Genomic DNA, 20,999 nt, shown 5'->3' with positions numbered 1-20,999 from the left:
CTTTATGACAAAAATACTTTGTTTGATTCACACTACAAAATTTACAGTTCTTTCGAGCTATGATTAATGCCAATAGTGTTAAATACAACTAATTATGATTTCAAAAATTGATATTTACCTTGTAGAACATATGTTTAAGACGTATAAGTTTGTATATCCAACTTCCTTTCTAAAGTTAGTTTACGTTTCTCTAAACAAATTTGAAAGTTGACGCCAAATTACACCGCTTCCGCTTAAAAAAGATTTTACATCTGTCCAAGGCACAAGAAATGAGAACTCTAAATGAATAGGATTTGACACTTGGCAGAAGTAGGTACATTTTATTCAGTAGATGAATAACCACTATACATCATTTAAAAAATCAGATGAATCTTTATTTAATTTTTTTCCGAAGTAACCAAAAATCAAATTAATTAGGACTACCATAATCGAAAACCCAGCGAGTACATTATAAATACCTAAACCAGCTAGACAACCCGCTGCGGCGCTACACCAAATGGTCGCTGCAGTGGCCAAACCCCAAACCTTCTCTGAGCTTTGTTGTTTTAAAATCACACCAGCGCCAAGAAATCCCACCCCTACTATAATCTGACCTATAACACGTGTGGGAACTGCATTTGAACTGGTGATATAGAGATTAGATATGATCACAAATATGGTTGCTCCTAAGGCTACCAATATATTCGTCTTGAGTCCAGCAGGCTTACCTTTAATCTGACGTTCCAAACCAATGCAAAGACTTGCTGCGATTGCTGCCCCGGACTTTAAAATGAAATCTGTAAACTCCACCTCCATGGTTTATTGTATTAGTTTTTTATTCTTCAATCATATAAATATAAATCTAACGCATCATAAAATGATAACAAATTCCAGATAATAATTAATTCTATACAATAAACCCTTAAATGAAATCAGAATTCTGTCATAAAAGTTGATGACAAAAAAGTCATAATTTAGTAGAAAATTAGGTATAAAAAAAGCCGCATATTAATGCGGCTTTCTACTCATTTAGTATATGGTTTCTAGAAACTAATACTTATCGATTTCATTCTTTAATTCTTCCTTAGTTCTACCTGTTTTCTCTTGAAGTCTTCCAAGAAGTTCATCAGACTTACCTTCTGTGTACTTCAAATCATCATCGGTCAAATCTGCATATTGTTGCTTCATTTTTCCTTTTGCTTGGTTCCATTTACCTTTAAATTCTTGCTCGTTCATAATAGTTAAGTTTTTAATTGTTAAAGTGTAAATTTAATGAAAAAACTGATAGTGCTCTCCCAAGGAAAACTTATAAAATCTTTAAATATATCTTAATTTATGATATATATCTTTTTCGAGAAAATTCATTAAATTAAAAAGTCAAAACAATAGTTCCCTACATTCCACTCTTGTAGTGACATATAATTCTTTATTTAAAAAAATATTACACCTTATGTATAGAGGTTGTGAAATAGAGTAATTGCACTAAACTACTTCCAGATTTATCTAAAATTCTTTTGGAATTCCTTCCACTCCATGTAAAATTTTATCTTGTAAAGCAGATTTATCTGAAGAATGCAGCACCGACATATCTCCTGTAGATTCCAAAACTACAGCGAGTACCTCACTAAATTCAATTACATTTGCCTCTCTTAACTTCGCAATTAAATCTCCTTCTCCCACATTAGCTTTTTTTAGATTTTCTTTCAAAATCTCACCTTGGTACATTAACATCAACGGTGCATTAGTGAAAAGTTTTTGAAATGCATTCGACTTTCTTACACATAAAGAGAAAATAGTTTGAAATAGAATAATTCCGGCCAGCGCCAATCCTCCTTTAAGAATACTTTGATTGGTATTCATCACTACAGAGGCTAAAATAGAACCTATTGCGATGGTAGAAGCAAAATCAAAACTAGACATTTTAGCAAATGTTCTAAGTCCCGAAATGCGAGTAATTACAATAATGATAGTAAATATTAAAAAAATCGTAGCAAAAACTTTTAAAATAGTAGGCAACGAGGCATATATCCAATTCTCCATAATTTAAATTAAATGATTAAAAACATCTTTTCAATATTAAGTAATTAAAACTACCTCAAAAATAATAAAAAGATAAATTTTTATCGTTAGATGTAAGCAAAAATAAGTGTGTTAAAAAAGATTCAATTTTGGAGCGAAAATCTAACTAAATCGTTATTTTTGTTCGGAAATAAAATATTCATGAGACAGTTCGCTTATTTGCTTCTATCCATCCCAGTAGGATTTGTAGGAGTGTATTTGTATCAACATATTAAAGAAGAAAAGGAAGCTAAAGAAAAGAGAGCAAATATACAGCGATTACGTACAATGGCTGGTTGGGATTAATTTATAAATACAATTTTTTAATGCTGATTCAATTTAAAATGTAAAATGATAAAAATACCTTCTAGGCTTTATCGATGAAAAAAATCCAAGTGAAATCCTTACCATTTCGAGAGGTTATTAGGGAATTGGCAACTTCTTTTAATACAAATTATTCGGAAAAATGCGAGGAAACTTCTTTAGAAATACCTAAATCTATAGGTGAAGGTTCTATAAGAGGAATCAATTTTAGTAATGGTCTTGGCATCATTATTTATGATTGCATGTTTCTGGAAGAAGTTGAAATTAGATTTACCAAAAGCGAAATTCATCCTGTTAAGTATCTTTATACCGCACAAGGAGAATTAAAACATTACTTTTTAAATGATGAAACTACCCATCTTCTTCATAAATTTGAATGTGCGATTATTGCAAGTAAAGGTAAAGAAGGACATATTTTAAAATTTGAGGCAAATGAAGATATTTACGTAGTAAGTCTTGAAATTGATAGAACAAAATTTTTCTCTGATTTAAAATGTGAAGTTTCTCAATTAGACAATGATCTTAAATCTTTATTTTACGACTCACTAGCTACCCGTGCTTTTTATCATAAAGGTTTTTATAGCATAGCCTTTGAGCAGCTAATCTCATCATTACATGAACATGAAAATGAAATGATGCTGCGTAAATTATTTTTAGAAGCTAAGGCTTTAGAAATATTTATTAAACAGATTGCTCTATTTCAAGATGATTTAAAATCTGACCAAGATAAATCCATATTAAGACAAAGTGAATTACATCAAATATCAGAAATAGCCGAATTTATTGCTCAAGATCTAAGCAAAGATTTAAAAGTAGAGAATTTGGCACGTAAAAGTGGTTTAAACCCCAATAAGTTACAAACAGGATTTAAATTTAAATTTGGTATAACTGTAAATCAATATGTTATGAATCAGCGTATGCTTAAGGCTTCTATTCTACTCAAAACTAAGGATTATTCCCTAGGTCAAGTTTCTGAAGCTGTAGGAATCTCTAGCAAAAGTTACTTCTCTAAGACTTTTAAAAATCACTTCGGAATTCTTCCTTCAGCGTACCAGAATAAATTTTAATTTCAGTTTTATAAATATTACTTGACGAAGTATTTGACACCAAATTTCTTACTTCTTCAAGCTTGAATTTATTACAAAAAAAAAGGCGAAGCTTTAAAGCTTCGCCTTTATGCATATTTGAATATAGATTTATAGATTTCTTTAGATTTAAGCAGGAACGCTCTCTGCAATATCCATTCTATCCCAATTACGGTGTTTTTTAATAGCTTCTATAAATAACTCTGGCTTTGCATTGATGAAAATGGCTTTGTCTTCTTTATGCTTAGAAACGAAAGTTTCATCCAATATGTGTTCACCTTCATTATCTACAGCGATAGCTTTACAGTGCTTAAATGCCTCATTTATAAACTTGTGAAATTTAGATTTCTCTCCTAATTTCTCGACAGATTCTTTTCCTCCAGGAATATAAACGGCGTCATACAATACGCTTTCTGTAGTCATTATTGCAGCATCTACTTCATGCTTCATTTTCTCATCGCAAAAAACACTTCCTCCATGAGGAGCAATAATTTTTACCGCTGCGCCTTCTTTTTCAAGAGCATCTTTCATATTTCTGAAATCTTTCATACAAAATCCTTCCGCTACAAGAACTGCGATTTTTCTAGTAGCAATACTTTCAAATTTCGTATTCGCTTGACTTAAAGCGAAATCTTTATCTAAATAATTCTTCTTCTCTGGCGGTTGATGCTTTTCTACATCTGCATCTGCACCAATAGCTTGATTGATGGGTTTTTCAATATCATTTGGAATATCTAAACCTAATCCTTCTGCAACTTTTTCGGCTAAGTTTTCATCAATTTTAGAAATTAACCATAGCATACGTTCTTTAATATGTACGTGGTTACATTTACCAAGCTCAAAAGTATATGCATCTGCTACGTGTTCTTTTTCCCAATCTGATAAGCTTCTATAAAATAAAGCGGGTTGTGAAAAATGATCACTAAAACTTTCGCTTCTTGTTCTTACCTTTTTCGCATCTACACGTTCTTCGTGAGAATGAAACGCTCCTTCAGCCATTTTAGCCATATGTGGACAACCCCCGTTTAAAGAATTTGGAAAGTATGCCGTAGGATCCTTTGGAATATCCATTTGCATATGTCCATCACGCTGATTATTATGAGTTACTCCTACAGGACGATTAATTGGTATTTGATGAAAGTTAGGTCCTCCCAATCTAGAAAGTTGAGTATCTCTATATGAAAATAAACGTCCTTGAAGTAAGGGGTCGTTGGTAAAATCTATTCCCGGGACAATATGTCCTGGTAAAAAAGCTACTTGTTCCGTTTCAGCAAAGAAATTTTCTGGATTTTTATTCAATACCATTTTTCCAATAATCTGAACAGGAACTAATTCTTCTGGTATTAGTTTGGTTGGATCCAATAAATCAAAATCAAATTTATGTTCATCTTCTTCTGGCACTACTTGAATTCCTAATTCCCATTCTGGATAATGGCCTTCATCAATAGCTTCCCATAAATCGCGTCTATGAAAATCTGAGTCGGCACCATTAATTTTTACCGCCTCGTCCCAAGTAACGGAATGTACGCCTAATTTAGGTTTCCAATGAAATTTTACGAAGTGAGCTTCTCCCTGATCATTAATTAATTTAAAGGAATGAATTCCAAAACCTTCCATCATTCTAAAGCTTCTTGGAATCGCTCTATCACTCATTACCCAAATTTGATTGTGAAGAGTTTCTGTGGCGCGAGAAACAAAATCATAGAAAGTATCATGAGCAGAAGCGGCCTGAGGAATTTCATTTTTAGGTTCAGGTTTAACCGAATGTACTAAATCTGGAAACTTCATCGCGTCTTGAATAAAGAATATAGGCATATTATTACCTACCAAATCCCAAGTACCTTCCTCTGTATAAAATTTAACTGCAAAACCCCGAACATCTCTCGCCAAATCTGCAGATCCTTTAGAACCTGCTACCGTAGAAAACCTTGTAAAAACTGGTGTCCTGCGGTTGGTGTCATTAAATATACCTGCCTTACTATATTGACCAATGCTCTCATACAATTCAAAATAACCGTGAGCAGCACTACCTCTTGCATGAACAATACGCTCTGGTATTCTTTCATGATCAAAATGAGTAATTTTTTCTCTCAACAAGAAATCTTCCAGCAAAGTGGAACCTCGTTCGCCTGCTTTTAATGAATTATTGGTATCATTAACTTTTAATCCTTGATTTGTGGTGAATACTTTTCCTGCTGAATTCTTTTCATTTTTTTTTAAATCATCTATCTTCTGATTTGAATTTTTCTCGTTATTTTCTTTTGATTCATTCGCCATAACTTAAAATTTTGTTCGTTAATAAGTAGTACCCCAAGTTAACTAAAAGATTTTTATCTTGGTAAGGGTTTAGAATTAAAATTGACGTTTTTGGTTATTTTTTTTGTGAAATGGAATATTGTGTTGACGTAACATTCCATTAAACTAAGATTGATTCTTAAATACATATCCACGTAGCGTCCACTGTAATCAAATAGTAGTATTAATTGTCACATCGAGCGGAGTTGAGCTGCTCACTTGTTTAACCTTTCGACTAAAGCTTGTCTTGAGCAATAGTCGGAAGGCTAAAGGTGATAACAACTAGTTTTAAGAATGAAAGCGGATACGCAAATTGTTAATTCTGAAAAATTGAATTCTATTTGTTTTATCTCTTTCTTATCTGGTAAAATCAATTCTTTGTTCTATAAAAAAATTCAGAAATAAAAAACGCTATAAAATGCATTCTCATTTCTGAATTTTTAGTAATTAATTTTCAAACTTTAAAAGTACTACTTAGAAGTTTGCACGTAGTTTAATTTAGAACTAAAATTATTTCCAATTTTCCTCTAAATTTTCTAAACATTTAACTGTAGACAATGTCTGCTGAATATCCATGAGCTGCTTATCTAAAACTTTGCTGATATCTGCAGGAAAATCATTCGTTTTCATCTTCCCTTCATATTCCTCTATACTTGCTTTGTCTCCACGAATACACTCTTCTAGAATAGCTTCATCATCTTTTCCAGTAAATGCAGTTTTTACATCAATCCAAGCGCGATGCGCCGTCCCAAGCGCACTTCCATCTTCTTTCGGCTTTTCACCCAAATCACGAAGTATTTTATCAATTTCTGTAGCAAATCGGCTACGTTTCACTGCTTGATATTTTAGAAATTCTTTCAAATTTTCGTGATCAGAATCTTCTAAGGCTTTTTTAAAACCCTTTTCTGCATCGTAATTTTTTTCTAATAATTCTTGAAGATTATTTACTAAATTTTTATGGCTATCTTCTTTTGCTTTTTCTCTGGTCGTTTTCATCGTATAATTTTTAAGTTGTCTAAATATACAAACAGAAGTAAGATACAATCTTAGAATTATCTTAATTAGCAATAGCTTAACATCTAGAAGTGAGAGTAGTGAAACAGCAAAGCCTTTCTAAAATACCTCCTAAACCACGTATATAAGGGAATTAATGAGTTAGAAAGGTAATTCAATAGATTCCGGATCAATAAAATCTTTAGAATATGGATGCTCTAAAAAGCTTAGCGGTGGCTTCTGAAATCTAAGAATATGTTCTCTTTCAATACCATAAACTTGCCAATAGTTAGACAATAACTGGGCAAATATATCATCGCTCCATAACCCAAAAATAGGTTTATTTGCAATGGGTTGAATAGGAATAGTCTCTACCGTAACTCCATTTTCAACATTCTCTATTTTTTGCTCTGGCCTATATTGCAATATATAATCTGAATAATGAAACCTAGCGTATAATTCTTCAAATTGAACGGGATGTAAAACGTGTCCTTCCATTTTATGTAGGATCTCTTTTTGACTCTCTCCCACAATACCATTATCTTGTAAACACGCGATAAATCCGAAGCCATTAACTCCAAAAGAGAACATCAAACTTATCGCATCGTCGCGATAGCTAAAAATATCTGAAGAATATTTAAGTGGGAAAACAGCTATACTCCAAGGCTTTTTTCCAATAAAAGTTACAGGCTCTATAATAGATTGTAGCATGAGATGAAAATTACCAAAGCGTTTTTTAAGGTGTGTAGAAAGTTGAAACTCCTTCCCTAGTCTCAATAGCCTATCTCTTTCGTAAAGCATTTCATAATACAGTAAACCATACACCATTCTCCCTGTCCATTGAAAAAGCTGCTCTTCTTCTAAGGCGGACATGCCTTCATAACCTTTGTTATAAGCCGTACGCACTTTTACATCTAAAGCTTCAAAAGCTTGCTTTACTTTTGGCGAACATGGCAATTTGAGATCGGCGTATTGGTAAGACTTTGTTTTGTCCATCATTTCAATTCTCTCCTCGCCCAATTTAAAATGTTGCATTAACCACTCTGGAAAAACACTTATCGTTTCTGTTGCTAAAACTCCCGAAAGAAAACAGAAATGTTCATCAAAAGTTAAGTCTTGGAATGGATTAAAAAGCATATGGGACATAAATATTTACAATTTTAAGCTTTGACATTTATTTTACAAATATAGCCATAAACACTGATTTGCATCAAGCAATTTGTTGAGAGAATACTCTTGAATTAAATGAAAATTATTTCTGAAGTAAAAACTTTTAGACCTATATTTCTCAACAGTATAAGAAAAAGTAGCAAACACGAATGAATGGATTAAACTTTCCTACTTTTACTTTACAAAAATTTATTTCTAATAAACTTTATGCAACATCTATTAATGAAAAAGTTGACGGTAATTTATCGCTGTTTAAATGCTTTTTAAAACAATACACCATGATCAAATCAATTTTAATACTGATATTGAGTTTGACCTCCCTTTTTTTAATTGCACAAGAGGAGAGAAACTCTCATTTATATAAAACCATTATGTCAAAAGATAGTTTGCTTTTTGATGTAGGTTTTAATACTTGCGACATAAGTCAGTTTGAGGTATTAATGAGTGAAGACCTCGAATTTTATCATGACAAAAGCGGAACTTCAAACAAGCAAGAGTTTTTATCTAATTTACGAAATGGCCTATGTTCTCGCCCCAATACGTATCAATCTAGAAGGGAATTAGTAAAAAAGAGCGTAGAAATTTATCCGCTTTATAAAAATAGTAAACTATACGGAGCGATTCAAACTGCTACACATAGATTTTATGAGAAGGTAGCCAGTGAAAAGGAACGTTTTGCGAGTTCGGCTAAATTCACTCACCTCTGGCTCTTAGAGAACGGAGCATGGAAACTGACTAGAAGTTTGAGTTACGCGCATGACACGAAATTGAAAGAATGAAACACTCCAAAACATGAACGCTTTTCTAATATTTAAAATCAAATTGTGATATAAAATACTTTATTTTGAAAAGCACAAAACAAAGGAGAATTAAAGCAAGATCTTGACTAGAATAAGAAAAACAAATCTGAAAGAGAAACTTTATCCTATAAAGACAAAAGATGGTGTTAGGATTGCTCTTTGGAAATTAAATTCAGAAAAGGATTTAAATAAACATATTCTTTTAATTCAAGGAGCTTTTTCCAATAGGAAAATTTTCAATGGAATTGTTTCCGTTCTCACCAGAAAAGGTTTCACCTGCTGGGTGATGGAATGGAGAAATCACGGAGAAAGTTCTAATAGCGGAAAGAAATTTAATTTAGAAACAATTGCAATCTATGATATACACGCCACATTTGATTTTCTCATTCATAACATCAAATTAAAACGCTTGCACTGTATCGTGCATAGCGGCGGCGGAATTGCCTTAACGATGTTTCTAATTAAAAATCTGGCTTATAAAACTTATATAACCAGCATTAGCATGTTTGCAGTGCAGGCCTTCGGAGCTGGAACAAAGCTAAAAGGAAAAACTAGAATTTTAATGGGAAAGTATTTTTCAGCTTTGCTAGGAAAAGTTCTGGCCAAATCTGTCGGTTCTACTGAAAATAGCGAAACCTATTACACTCTAAAGCAATGGTTCAGTTGGAATTTGAATCGTAATTTTTTAGGAGAAGACGGTTTTAACTATTTGGAAAAAATGCCTAGCATCACTATTCCCATTCTTTCCAATTGTGCCAAGGGAGACAACTTTATTGCTCCCAAAAAAGGCTGTGAAGATTTTCTAGATGCTTTTAAAAATAAAGAAAATCGGTTGTATTATTGTTCCAAAGAAAATGGAAGTTTAGAAGATTACAATCATAGCAGAATTACACTTTCCAGAAATTCCGTTAAAGAATTATCTCCGCTGGTCTTAGATTGGATAAAACAAAATAGAGACTAATCATAAATTCTGCAAAAAAATAGAAATTACAATGAACCTATAATAATGGTTTATTTTTACATGGATACATGTCAAAAAATTATCTAAAGAAGAATTTTAGGTATATTTGCATTTGGTTTAACAGAAAAAATCTATTTTCTGCATTATAATCTTCAATCACAATTAGTGAGAAAAAAATTACGAGAGATTATTGAAGATAATCCTACTAGAAAGGGTAAAATCTTTGACTATTTTATTCAGGTTTTAATTCTCTTATCTCTTGTGGCATTTACCATTGAAACATTACATAATAATTCGGCCGCTACCATAGCCTTGCTATATTATTTGAAATGTTTTGTGTGTTCATTTTTAGCCTAGAGTATCTACTAAGAATCTATTTTGCCAAGAAACCATTTAGCTATATTTTAAGCTTTTACGGTATTATCGATTTTTTGGCGATTTTCCCTTTTTAGCTAAGCAAGGTTTACGATCTCAGAGTATTAAGTAGCTTTTAGGATATTTTAGAGTGTTTTAGGGCTCTAAAATTAATAGGTATAATAAAGCGCTTTTTAGGTTTCATATTGCAGCAAAATTAGTTAAAGAAGAAGTGATTTTATTTTTAATTGTGACTCTTATTTTTCTTTTTTTAGCTTCAGCAGGAATTTATTATTTTGAAAACGAAGCGCAACCAGATGTTTTTTCCTCGGTCATACATAGCGCTTGGTGGGGAATTGTAACCTTAACCACTGTAGGTTATGGCGATGTTTTCCCCATTACCGTAGGTGATAAAATCTTCACTTTTTTTATGCTTTTAATAGGAGTAGGTATTGTCACCATTCCTGCAGGTTTGGTGGCAAGTGCATTATCTAAAGCTAGAGAAATTGAAGATGAAAATATGGAGAAGAAAAAATAAAATCACTTTACAAATGCAGATTTTTATAAAAAGTAAGGATTCTCTAATTGTATTAAACAATCTCTATTTCTAGTAAAAAAAATTAGTTACTGAATTTCATTTTTATACGGAAGTAATCCCACTAAAATTTTAAGCCGAATTGAACGTATTTTTCTTTTAGCGGAAAGAGCCTTCAGGAAATTGAACTTTATCTGGGGCACCGTTTAATTTAGGCAGTGCATTTTTTAAAATACGATTTCTACGTCCCGTCGTATCTAATGGCTCCACAGGATAAGATATCACCGCTTCCATCCAAGCATAAGAATTTATTCTGAAATACACCGCGGGTTCCCATTCATTTTTCTTTTGCGCATCCAACTGGGGATAACGTTCTTTAAAATCATCAAGACAAACAGTTAAAAGACAATCTTCCACAAACTGCAAATCACTTGTAAAAGCAATTTGAAGCGGAGTTTCATTCCAAATGAAGGGAACATCTGGGCCAGAATAATTTGTTATTTCCTCTTTTAAAATAAGACTGTTTGGAAATCTAATGGTTCTACCACTTTTTCTATCGTTTCCTAAATAGTCTCCACTACACTCCAAAATGGAAGTATCTAAATAGCTGATTTCTAAAACATCTCCACGAAATCCTTTTATTTGAATACGATCTCCTACCAAATAAGAGCGTCGGAATATTAGATACACCCAAGCTATAAAAGAAGTAATGGGAGCCTGCAAAGCAAAACCCAAAATAAGAGAAAATAAACCTAATGTCGCAGCGGCGGCCAATAGATTTTGAAACAAGAAAGAAGTCACGACAATGAGACTAAGAACAATAGAAATAAAACGTATAATTCGCAAAAGATTATACCGATCTCCTTCAAGATGATTTTGATTATTCACAATTCTCCCTACGATTTTACTAATCATAAAGATGATGGAAATTAAGATTAAACTTAAAGTAAATTTTTTCAAAAAGGGTATATACTTATCATAAGCGTCTAGTACCTCTAAGTTTAGTAAATAATATACAACAAATAAGACGACCGCAATAATGGCATAAATTACAATCCATTTTTTATTTTTTTCTCTATTTCTATATTTCATGCTGTTGAAGTTCTAATCCATTTCGTGAAAATACAGTATTTGCACGAGTTATTGAGAAAGTTTAAACGGAGAATATTTTATATCGTTCTAACAAATCAAGTATCTAAAATAACAAGATTTAAATATTTTACTGGGAATAATAACTATACATAAAATAAGAAATAATATCTAATTTTGAATTTCCTACAAGTTTTGCGTTTAAGCTCGACTTCGTATAGTATAGTAATTTATGATCAATAAACTATAATACTTAGCAACGTATTCACTAATGCAAATTCGAGATTATTATAGGATGTATTTAAATAAATTTTCTTGAAAAAAATGGAGGGAGTGTTTTAACTCTTTTACTAATGAAATACTTGTACTGACGGAGTACTTGGTTATGCTAAGTAATACGCTACTTAAATCTTATCAAACCATTCCGGATTTATTATAACTTCCTCAATAAATTCAGTTTCAACTCCTAATTTTAATTCTTTGAGCTTTTCGCAAAGTTGCTCGCCATCAATTAAATCAATCGGTGGGGCACCATCGCGCGCAGCTTCTTTAACACCTTCTCTCGTAAAATTTCCTGTTGTGATGAACAATCCTTTATCTGCACGACCTTGCATTGCTCCTCTAAAATCTCTGACATCGCCAGAACTGACTGAACCTTTATATCTCTTTGATTGAAAAAAGACGTGAAAACTCAAAAATCCGTTAATGCGAACAATTCCTTTTCCATCAATTCCTCCATCTCCAGATTTACCAGTAACTTCGACTTGGAAAAATCCACTTTCTCTTAGAAGTCTTTGGCATAATCGCTCAAATGCAGAGGGATCAATTGTAAGCAGTACGGATATTAAGTTTTCTTTCCAATCAATTTTATCTTCTATTTCATCCTCAACTTCCTCATTTTTTAATTTTGAACTTGTTGGCTTGTCTGTTTTTGATTTTCGTGTTTTTTCTCGAACAAATTTTACAATTTTATCGGAATTTAATTTATTTGGCTCGATTTCGTTATCTACCAATGCCCAAACTCCACGAGAAGAATTATCAAGTATTCCGAATTTTTTTAAATATGTTCCTGCCCAAGCTAAACGATATTCTACTTTGGTCTGTACGCCATTTTCGTCCTGTGGTATTTCTAGAATCTCTTCGTTATATCCAGCAACTTTATATACCTCTTCATTAATTTCATCAATTGAACCAGAACCTCCCAACTCCTTAAGTGCTTATACTGTCGGAATTAGCATTTTGTCGTAAGTTGGTACTTTATCGTAAGGTTTTTTTCTTCCCATCTAATTCCTTTCTATCGGTTCAATTCGGTATTTTGTATGTTAAAAAACTACTTATATTATTACAAAATCTATGAGAAATAGTAAAACTATACCATTTTTAGAATCTATTCTATTAATGTAAATTATAAAACATTTTAAAAACAAAAAACCTCTTGAAAAACAAGAGGTTTTAAATTTAATAAGTGATTGCACCAGGATTCGAACCTGGGACCGCCTGCTTAGAAGGCAGGTGCTCTATCCAACTGAGCTATGCAACCCTTATGCGTTAAAGCGGTGCAAATATATTAATTGTTTTAAAAAAATCAAGCTTTTAAATGCCTTAATTTTAATAAAAATGAACATTCTTATTTAACCTGCTAAGAATCAGTTAGAATACCTATTTTATATAAACCGTTTTCTTATTGACAAATTCATGAATACCAAAAGAAGATAACTCCCGGCCAAAACCAGATTCTTTTGTTCCGCCGAAAGGCAAACGCGGATCGCTTTTTACCATTTCATTTATAAATACGGCTCCGTCTTCAATTTGTGGAATCATAGCTTTTGCTCTTTCTAAATCTTCTGTAAAAAGGGAAACCCCGAGTCCAAGCTTAGAGCGGTTAATTAAATCTAAAGCTGCCATATCGGTTTTAAAAGAGGTTACTGCCATTACGGGACCAAAAGTTTCTTCTTCAAAAAGAGGTGATTTTTTATGTACATTTATCACTACAGTAGGCTCAAAATACGCTTTGCTGCGTTTTCCTCCCAAAATGATTTTGGCGCCTTTCTCTACGGAAGAAGTCAATTGCGCTTCTAATTCTTTAGCAAGTTTTTCAGAAGCCATAACCCCAATAAACGTATCTTCATCTTCTGGATTTCCGCTTTTAAGTTCGCGTACTTCCGTAATAAAGCGTTCTATAAATTCTAAATAAATAGATTCATGAATCAGTAATCTTTTTCCTGCAATACAACTTTGTCCTGTATTTTGAAATCTTGCCTGCACACAAGTTTTAACGGTTTCCTCTATTTTAGCATCTTCAAAAACGACTAAGGCATTGCTACCTCCCAACTCTAAAACCGATTTTTTAATTTCTTCCGCAGCAATAGAAGCTACAGAGCTCCCTGCAGCTTTGCTTCCCGTAAGTGTGACTGCTTTCACCCTTTTATTTCTAATTACATCTTCAACTTTACCACTTTTAATGATTAAATTTTGAAAGCAACCTTCTGGGAAACCTGCATTAATAAAAGCTTGTTGTATATTTTCTGCACTGCGCATCACATTAGTAGCGTGTTTAAGAAGGCATACGTTTCCAGCCATTAATGAAGGTACTGCAAATCTAAATACCTGCCAAAACGGGTAATTCCAAGGCATTACCGCTAAAACAGCTCCAATAGGATCAAACCGTACATAAGATTTTTTGGCATCAGTTTCTATCTCTAGAGGCTTTAATTGAGATTTGGCATTAGTAGCATAATATTCACAAACCCAAGCGCATTTTTCTATTTCGGAAATCGCTTGAGATATAGGTTTCCCCATCTCTTTGGTAATGGCAAGCGCATATTCGTTCTTATTTTTCTTTAATTCCTTTGCCAATTGAAGCATTAAAGTCTTTTTTCGGGCATAATCCGTTTTACTCCAAGTTTGAAAAGTTTTATCTGCTAATTTTATTTTTTTGCTGACGCTACTCTTTGAGTCTTGTTTAAATTTTTCAATAATTTCGTTCGTATATGGATTGATAGATTTGATCATATTTGTATAAATTCATTCTCCATAAAAATAAGAATAGTGCGCTAGAACGTGATTCTATTAAGATGACTTTAACTATTAAGATTTTGTGAAAAAGAATTCAATAAGCCCTCCTTAATTTAACATATAGAAAATATATGAATTTGTATCTTTCATAAAAATCTATGTATGATGATGCAAAGAAATAAAGACCTACTAGAAATAAGACCAGTGATTGAAGGGATTCAACTTCGAGAAAATATGTCTTTCGATGAAAAATTTCAGAATAAAACACTCAGACCTGTAATTAAATTGCAGCATGATTTACTTATAGCAGTGTTTAAAAATTACATTCAGAAACATAAAATTGTATTTTCTCAACTCTCTTTAGACAAAAGAATTACCTACATTGAGAATGCCATTCAAAAAGATACTAAATTTAGAAATAGCGTAAAGGGAATGATCATTGGACAATTTACTACGGAAGAATATGAAATATATATTCAAAATTCTTCAGCATTGAACAAACGCATGATGAATATGGTAAAAAAACGTTTAATGGATAGCTTACAATTATTAGAGCCCTCTCCTATCCCAAACTAAGACATGAGCAAAAGAAAAAAGAAGCATAGAAGAGTAAAGGTAAAAAATACATCCTTTAATCAGGTTCCTGGGCAAGTAGTCTATGTAGGAAGCAAAGAAAACCTTTCTACCTCTTTAGAAATTATAGATTACAATAAAGAGAGTCATCAAGTAAAATATACAAATGATGTAAAAGAAGTATTTCCATACAAGGAGTCTGAAAACGTAACGTGGATTAACGTTAACGGCCTAAATACTATCAAAGAAATTGAACAATTGGGAAAGTTTTATAAGTTACATCCTTTAATTCTTGAGGATATTGTAAACACGCAACAACGCCCTAAAATTGATGAATATGAGAACTATATTTTTATTGTGCTAAAAATGCTGTATTATACCGATGCTGGTGAATTGGTGAAAGAGCACATTAGTATTGTGATGGGCAATAAATATATACTTACCTTCCAAGAGGCTGATGGCGATGTGTTTGACGGACTAAGAGACCATATTAAAAATTCTAAAGGAAGAATACGAAACTCTGGCGCAGATTATCTTGCTTATGCGGTTTTAGATGCCATTATAGATAATTATTTTGTCATTATTGAAACGATGGGCGATAAGATTGAAACCTTAGAGGATAGTCTTTTTCTAGAAAACCCAGATGAAAATATTACCCAAGATATTCAAGAATTAAAGCGAGAAATAATTAGAATACGTAAGGCGATATATCCTTTAAGAGAGGTCATTAATCGTTTAGAAAAAGGAGAACATCCTCTTATTCACGAAAAAACACATCATTATTTAAGAGATTTATATGACCACATTATTCAAGTTTCTGAAAATATTGAAGTTTATAGAGAGATGACGTGGGGACTTATGGATATGTATATGACTACGATTAGCAATAAAATGAATGAGGTGATGAAGGTACTAACTATTATGGCTAGTATTTTTATTCCGCTAACCTTTATTGCAGGCGTTTATGGGATGAATTTTGATTATATGCCGGAGCTACATTTTAAATATTCCTATTTTTATGTTTGGGGAGTAATGCTTTTTCTTTTTTTTATGATGTTATGGTATTTTAAGCGAAAAAAGTGGCTATAAAAAGCTGTGTCACCAAGAAAATTACTTTATTGGTGTTTATCCGCTTTCATTCCTCAAAGTAGTTTTTGTCACCTTGAGTCTTTCGACTATCGCTCAAGACAAGCTTTAGTCGAAAGGTTAAACAAAAGCGTCTCGACTCCGCTCGACAGGACATTAAAACTATTATTTGATTATACTGGAAACTAAACGGATATGCAGTTTTATTGTGATGAATTTTGTTTTTTTCTTTTTTTGTGATCTATAATTACAAAAGCTACGTAAAAAAGAACTCCTGCTCCGCCAATCCAATACATTCCTGTTTTTAGCGTATTTATATCTTGAGCAAAAAAGGCAATAGCCGTCGCAAGCGGAATAATGCCTAACATGGTGGCAGAAATAAACTTTACATATTTCATTTGCAATCCTCCGGCAATAATGCTAATCGCATCATTAGATAAAAAAGGAGAAATTCTAAAAAGTACCACACTCCAAAACCCATAATTGGAAACCCAATATTCTAGTTTTTTATATATTTTTTCACTTATAAATTTTTGTAATGCGTTCTCATTAAGCTGTATTCCAATAAAGTATCCCAATGTAGAAGCCAGAAAAACTCCTGTAGAAGAAATTAATATAGATGGCCAAATACCGTACACCAGGGCTGCAACAATCATAGGGAGCCAAGAAGGAAAGATAATTAGAAACATTTGCAAAATAATAAATAAGATAATGATCGCAATTCCATACGCACCGTAACTTTTTATTTCATTGGCTATTTTTTCTTCATTACCTGTCATTAAAACCTCCCAAAATTCATTAAACCCTTGCTGAAAATTGGGATAGAAAAAATATAATAAAATTAGGACAGCGAAAATAGCAGCTGTAATAATTAATGAACTATTTTTTATTAGTTTTTGTTTTTCCATAAGCTTACTTTAAAGTCACATGATGCAGCATTAATCCTGAAGCTTGAGCAATATGCTCTAACTTAATATCTTCCTTTGGATCTAAAGTGCGCTTGATGAATTCTAGATCAATTTTCCCCTTCCCTATATCTAAAAGCACGCCCATCATCAAGCGTATTTGATGTCGCTTAAAACCTTCTCCTTTCACTTGAAGCATATAGCTTTTTTCTGGGAAAAAATTAGCCGTATACAAGGTGTTATCTTTCAATTCGCAATGAATGATAGTTCCACGTGTTTCCGTTTTAGGTGTAGGTTTGTAGCAATACGACCTAAAATCGTGCTCGCCTTCAAAGAGCTGAGCTGCTTTTTTCATTTCAGCAATATTTAATTCTTCTGAAATGTGAATCATAAACGGAGCGCAAAAAGGATGAAATTTCTCTCCGTAGCTAAACAAATAAATGTATTCCTTTACTTTAGGATGCTGAATGATATTAAATTTAGCATCGGTTTCTTTTATGCTTAATGCTCTTACATCCTGAGGTAAGTTTTGATTGAGTAATGTAAAAAAATCTTCTAAATCTAGCGGCGTTTCCTCTAGAAATAATTCTATATAGGTTTGATTAACAGATACTTTTGCATCGGTTCTTCCAGCAGCGATGACTTTAAATCTTTTGCGGTCGAGAATATAGGAAAGCGTTCGTTCTACCATTTTTTCCACGGTTAACACATCGGGTTGTTTTTGCCAACCGTGATAACGAAAACCTAAATATTGCAATTCAATAAGATAAAAAAACTTTTTACGCTGCATATTTCTAATCTATTAAAGAACGTCCGTTTAAATCTGTCGTCAAAATTTCGCTCATATAATCAAAAAAGGGTCTAATTGCTTTATAATGCTCATCTATCACTTCAGCAAAATTAGGTTGTAAAACTTCTTTATCGGTGAAATTTTTGCTAAAAGTAAACTGCTTATGATTGATTAAATCAATATTTTTATGGGTTTTATCAAAACCACGCGGAGCTGTTTTTAAAGTTTCTCCTTGGAGTTCGTTCCAATACTTACGCAGATTTTTATCTTGTAGAATTGCTCTAAAATCACTCGCATCAATTTCTAATTCTTTACGGATGCGTTTGAGGTCTTCTTTATTGGGAGCCCAAAAACCCACCGCAATAAGAGATTTATTATCGGGTTGTAGATGTAAATAATAACCACCTCTTAATGCAGGTTTTTTTCTAGTGAAACTTGCCGCAACGTGCTGTTTGTAAGGAGTTTTATTTTTTGAAAAACGTACATCTCTATAAATTCTAAAGGCTTTCGTTTTTTCAATACGATCGTGTTTTTGCAATAATGCACTTACCTCATTATAAAAAAGTTTTATATCTGCCTCTAAGCTTTTAAATTCGGGTTTATGCTCATCAAACCACTCCCGATTATTATTAACTTTTAGCTTCTCTAAAAACTGAAGCATTTCTTTAGAAACTGATTGCATATATTTTTAATTTTGATGACGCTCTTCTAAAATGTTAATCACATCTTGAATAGAGTAACCTTTAGCTTTTAGCAAAATTAGGTAATGAAACAACAAATCTGTCGATTCATTTAAAAATAATTTTGTGTCATTATCTTTTGCTTCTATAATCACTTCCACGGCTTCTTCTCCTACTTTTTGAGCAATCTTATTCATTCCCTTCTCAAATAAAGCAGCAATATAACTTTCTTCGGAATTGGCTCTATTTTTTCGATTTTCGATAATTTGTTCTAATTCAGAAATAAAACCATAATCTTGCTTATTTTCTTCTTGCCAACACGTATCGCTCCCAGTGTGACAAACAGAACCTTTTGGGATTACCTGAATTAAAAGCGTATCCTTATCACAGTCTAGTTTTATATTAACTAAATGAAGAAAATTTCCGCTCTCCTCCCCTTTCGTCCACAATCGTTGCTTACTTCTGCTAAAGAAAGTTACTTTTTTGGTTTGATTGGTTTCTAAAAAAGCCTCTTCATTCATATACCCCAACATCAAAACTTTTTGTGTTTTGTAATCCTGAATAATGGCAGGTACTAGTCCGTTATTATTTTTATTGAAATCTATATCCATTTATTTATATTTTTAAATAACCTCTCGACCTTAACCTGTCTTGAGCGAAGACGAAAGGCTCGAGGTAACATTTATTATTTTTTTCTCATCCTAAACTTTTTTCAGGATCTCATCATTAAAATTTTACCACATACATTGTAGTGTGATGCTAAATCAAAGCTCGTTTGACGTTAGTATTCTATTTTCTCACTAAAATTTCTTCGGAACTTAAATAATTCTTCAAGTCTGGAATTGCGATTTCCTTAAAATGAAAAACACTTGCTGCCAATGCTGCGTCTGCTTTTCCTTCTGTGAAAGCATCAGAAAAATGTTCTATAGTTCCCGCACCGCCAGAAGCGATAATGGGAATATTAAGTTCTTGAGATAAGCGAGAGAGCGCCTCATTAGCAAATCCATTTTTAGTACCATCATGATCCATAGAGGTGAATAAAATCTCGCCAGCGCCACGCTTTTCTACTTCTTTTGCCCAAGTGAATAAATTGAGTTTTGTGGCCTTTTTACCACCAACCAAATGCACTATCCATTCTCCATGAATTTGCTTTGCATCAATAGCCACCACGATACATTGGTTTCCAAATTTAGCAGAAAGTTCGTTGGTTAACTCTGGTCTTTTAACTGCGGAAGAATTTATAGAAACTTTATCTGCTCCGCATTGTAATAGAACATCTACATCTTCTACGGAAGAAATACCGCCACCTACAGTAAAAGGGATATTCACTTTTTCGGCTACTTGAAGCACCAAATTAGCTAAGGTTTTCCGTTTTTCTTCTGTCGCCGAAATGTCTAAAAACACCAATTCATCTGCTCCATTTTTAGCATAAAATGCAGCTAATTCAACTGGATCACCAGCATCACGTAAATCTAGAAAATTAATTCCTTTCACGGTTCTTCCGTTTTTGATATCCAAACACGGGATGATTCTTTTAGTGAGCATAAGAAGATGGGGTTAGTATATAGTTTTGCAATTGTTTTAAACTGATTCTATTTTCATAAATGGCTTTTCCTATAATTACGCCTTCACAGCCTAATTTGGAAAGTTGAGGAAGCTCTTCAAAGCTAGAAATTCCCCCAGAAGCAATCAATTTCAATTTCTCGACTCCGCTCGGATTGACAGTTTCTTTTAATATTTTTTTGTACAAATCAAAAGAAGGTCCTTCCAGCATCCCATCTTTACTAATATCGGTACAAATTACATACTGTATACCTTCTTTTTGATATTGTTGTATAAACGGAATTAATTCTTCTTTAGAATCTTCTTGCCAACCACTTATGGCAATTTTTTCGTCTTTAGCATCTGCACCCAAAATAATTTTATCTGAACCGTATTCTTGCAGCCACTGTTTAAATGCAAACGAATCTTTAACTGCAATACTTCCTCCTGTGATTTGTTTTGCGCCGCTTTCAAAAGCAATTTTTACATCTTGATCAGATTTAAGTCCGCCGCCAAAATCAATTTTTAAACTTGTTTTTGAAGCCAATTCTTCTAAAACTTCATAATTTACAATGTGCTTATGTTTAGCTCCATCTAAATCTACTAAATGTAAATGTTTAATGCCATTCGCTTCAAAACGCTTAGCGACTTCTAATGGATTGTTATCGTATATTTTTTGTGTGCTGTAATCGCCTTTTGTCAAGCGGACACATTTACCATTTATGATATCTATTGCGGGTATAATTCTCATTGGAAGTGGGATTT

Annotated in this window: 22 protein-coding genes and 1 tRNA gene; 7 read left to right on the top strand and 16 right to left on the bottom strand. The window is 32.7% G+C overall.

The genetic code is table 11. The features are described 5' to 3' along the window. Window positions 1–342 precede the first annotated feature (342 nt). The 3 genes from RLT85_RS10360 to RLT85_RS10350 form a co-directional block, all read right to left on the bottom strand. A complete protein-coding gene (locus RLT85_RS10360; RefSeq protein ID WP_311401965.1) occupies window positions 343–795 on the bottom strand; it encodes an MgtC/SapB family protein in 453 nt (150 codons plus the stop codon). Window positions 796–1,029: 234 nt separating this feature from the next. Beyond that, complete coding sequence (locus RLT85_RS10355; protein WP_311401964.1) at window positions 1,030–1,215, bottom strand: CsbD family protein; 186 nt, start codon at window positions 1,213–1,215, stop codon at window positions 1,030–1,032. Between the two features lie 267 nt (window positions 1,216–1,482). Next, window positions 1,483–2,019 (bottom strand): DUF421 domain-containing protein, encoded by a 537-nt coding sequence (locus RLT85_RS10350; RefSeq protein WP_311401963.1) that lies wholly within the window; start codon window positions 2,017–2,019, stop codon window positions 1,483–1,485. A 180-nt stretch (window positions 2,020–2,199) separates the two neighbouring features. On the opposite strand from RLT85_RS10350, the gene RLT85_RS10345 reads away from it, so the two are divergent. Beyond that, the gene (locus RLT85_RS10345) at window positions 2,200–2,343 is read left to right on the top strand and encodes a hypothetical protein (RefSeq protein ID WP_311401962.1); all 144 of its coding nucleotides are present in this window, start codon (window positions 2,200–2,202) and stop codon (window positions 2,341–2,343) included. Between the two features lie 74 nt (window positions 2,344–2,417). Next, window positions 2,418–3,428, top strand: a complete 1,011-nt coding sequence (locus tag RLT85_RS10340) for a helix-turn-helix transcriptional regulator (RefSeq protein ID WP_311401961.1) — start codon at window positions 2,418–2,420, stop codon at window positions 3,426–3,428. 147 nt (window positions 3,429–3,575) lie between these two features. Here the strand turns inward: RLT85_RS10340 and RLT85_RS10335 are convergent, their stop codons facing one another. The 3 genes from RLT85_RS10335 to RLT85_RS10325 all read right to left on the bottom strand — a co-directional run bounded on the left by RLT85_RS10335 (window position 3,576) and on the right by RLT85_RS10325 (window position 7,880). Then, on the bottom strand, window positions 3,576–5,723 hold the full coding sequence (locus tag RLT85_RS10335) for a catalase (RefSeq protein ID WP_311401960.1): 2,148 nt from the start codon (window positions 5,721–5,723) through the stop codon (window positions 3,576–3,578). 528 nt (window positions 5,724–6,251) lie between these two features. After that, entirely contained in the window at window positions 6,252–6,737 is a 486-nt protein-coding gene (locus RLT85_RS10330) for a ferritin-like domain-containing protein (protein WP_311401959.1), read from the bottom strand. Between the two features lie 159 nt (window positions 6,738–6,896). After that, window positions 6,897–7,880: a hypothetical protein gene (locus tag RLT85_RS10325; protein ID WP_311401958.1), complete on the bottom strand. Its 984-nt coding sequence runs from the start codon at window positions 7,878–7,880 to the stop codon at window positions 6,897–6,899. A gap of 395 nt (window positions 7,881–8,275) precedes the next feature. Between RLT85_RS10325 and RLT85_RS10320 the strand changes: the two genes are divergently transcribed. From RLT85_RS10320 to RLT85_RS10310, 3 genes are all read left to right on the top strand, one after another. After that, window positions 8,276–8,683, top strand: a complete 408-nt coding sequence (locus tag RLT85_RS10320) for a nuclear transport factor 2 family protein (RefSeq protein WP_311401957.1) — start codon at window positions 8,276–8,278, stop codon at window positions 8,681–8,683. 103 nt (window positions 8,684–8,786) lie between these two features. Next, entirely contained in the window at window positions 8,787–9,665 is an 879-nt protein-coding gene (locus tag RLT85_RS10315) for an alpha/beta hydrolase (RefSeq protein WP_311401956.1), read from the top strand. 586 nt (window positions 9,666–10,251) lie between these two features. Next, window positions 10,252–10,557, top strand: coding sequence for a potassium channel family protein (locus RLT85_RS10310; RefSeq protein WP_311401955.1), 306 nt, complete (start codon window positions 10,252–10,254; stop codon window positions 10,555–10,557). A 156-nt stretch (window positions 10,558–10,713) separates the two neighbouring features. On the opposite strand, the gene RLT85_RS10305 is transcribed toward RLT85_RS10310, so the two are convergent. The 4 genes from RLT85_RS10305 to RLT85_RS10290 form a co-directional block, all read right to left on the bottom strand. Beyond that, window positions 10,714–11,646 carry a mechanosensitive ion channel family protein gene (locus RLT85_RS10305; protein ID WP_311401954.1) on the bottom strand — a complete coding sequence of 311 codons (933 nt, stop codon included), beginning with the start codon at window positions 11,644–11,646 and terminating at the stop codon, window positions 10,714–10,716. Between the two features lie 401 nt (window positions 11,647–12,047). Beyond that, entirely contained in the window at window positions 12,048–12,848 is an 801-nt protein-coding gene (locus RLT85_RS10300; protein WP_311401953.1) for a restriction endonuclease, read from the bottom strand. Between the two features lie 261 nt (window positions 12,849–13,109). Beyond that, window positions 13,110–13,183: transfer RNA gene (locus RLT85_RS10295), tRNA-Arg, on the bottom strand. A 119-nt stretch (window positions 13,184–13,302) separates the two neighbouring features. Beyond that, complete coding sequence (locus RLT85_RS10290; RefSeq protein WP_311401952.1) at window positions 13,303–14,655, bottom strand: NAD-dependent succinate-semialdehyde dehydrogenase; 1,353 nt, start codon at window positions 14,653–14,655, stop codon at window positions 13,303–13,305. Window positions 14,656–14,823: 168 nt separating this feature from the next. Here RLT85_RS10290 and RLT85_RS10285 point away from each other — a divergent pair, with 168 nt between their 5' ends. Next, a complete protein-coding gene (locus tag RLT85_RS10285) occupies window positions 14,824–15,234 on the top strand; it encodes a glyoxalase (protein ID WP_311402008.1) in 411 nt (136 codons plus the stop codon). 3 nt (window positions 15,235–15,237) lie between these two features. Further along, window positions 15,238–16,320 (top strand): magnesium/cobalt transporter CorA, encoded by a 1,083-nt coding sequence (gene corA, locus RLT85_RS10280; protein ID WP_311401951.1) that lies wholly within the window; start codon window positions 15,238–15,240, stop codon window positions 16,318–16,320. Between the two features lie 200 nt (window positions 16,321–16,520). Here corA and RLT85_RS10275 read toward each other — a convergent pair whose 3' ends face one another. The 6 genes from RLT85_RS10275 to hisA form a co-directional block, all read right to left on the bottom strand. Continuing rightward, window positions 16,521–17,225, bottom strand: a complete 705-nt coding sequence (locus RLT85_RS10275; RefSeq protein ID WP_311401950.1) for a TVP38/TMEM64 family protein — start codon at window positions 17,223–17,225, stop codon at window positions 16,521–16,523. Between the two features lie 4 nt (window positions 17,226–17,229). Then, on the bottom strand, window positions 17,230–18,012 hold the full coding sequence (locus RLT85_RS10270; protein ID WP_311401949.1) for a tRNA pseudouridine synthase A: 783 nt from the start codon (window positions 18,010–18,012) through the stop codon (window positions 17,230–17,232). A 4-nt stretch (window positions 18,013–18,016) separates the two neighbouring features. Continuing rightward, on the bottom strand, window positions 18,017–18,694 hold the full coding sequence (locus RLT85_RS10265; RefSeq protein ID WP_311401948.1) for a DUF2461 domain-containing protein: 678 nt from the start codon (window positions 18,692–18,694) through the stop codon (window positions 18,017–18,019). Window positions 18,695–18,700: 6 nt separating this feature from the next. Then, complete coding sequence (gene hisIE, locus RLT85_RS10260; protein ID WP_311401947.1) at window positions 18,701–19,303, bottom strand: bifunctional phosphoribosyl-AMP cyclohydrolase/phosphoribosyl-ATP diphosphatase HisIE; 603 nt, start codon at window positions 19,301–19,303, stop codon at window positions 18,701–18,703. A gap of 178 nt (window positions 19,304–19,481) precedes the next feature. After that, window positions 19,482–20,237, bottom strand: coding sequence for an imidazole glycerol phosphate synthase subunit HisF (gene hisF, locus RLT85_RS10255; RefSeq protein ID WP_311401946.1), 756 nt, complete (start codon window positions 20,235–20,237; stop codon window positions 19,482–19,484). After that, window positions 20,227–20,985, bottom strand: a complete 759-nt coding sequence (gene hisA, locus RLT85_RS10250; RefSeq protein ID WP_311401945.1) for a 1-(5-phosphoribosyl)-5-[(5-phosphoribosylamino)methylideneamino]imidazole-4-carboxamide isomerase — start codon at window positions 20,983–20,985, stop codon at window positions 20,227–20,229. Before hisA ends, hisF begins: the two co-directional genes overlap by 11 nt. Window positions 20,986–20,999: the final 14 nt, after the last annotated feature.

It is taken from the genome of Mesonia ostreae (assembly GCF_031845265.1).
Taxonomy (GTDB): Bacteria; Bacteroidota; Bacteroidia; order Flavobacteriales; family Flavobacteriaceae; genus Mesonia; species Mesonia ostreae.
The sequence above is the reverse complement of the archived record's forward strand: the minus strand, read 5'-3'. Positions and strand labels throughout refer to the sequence as shown.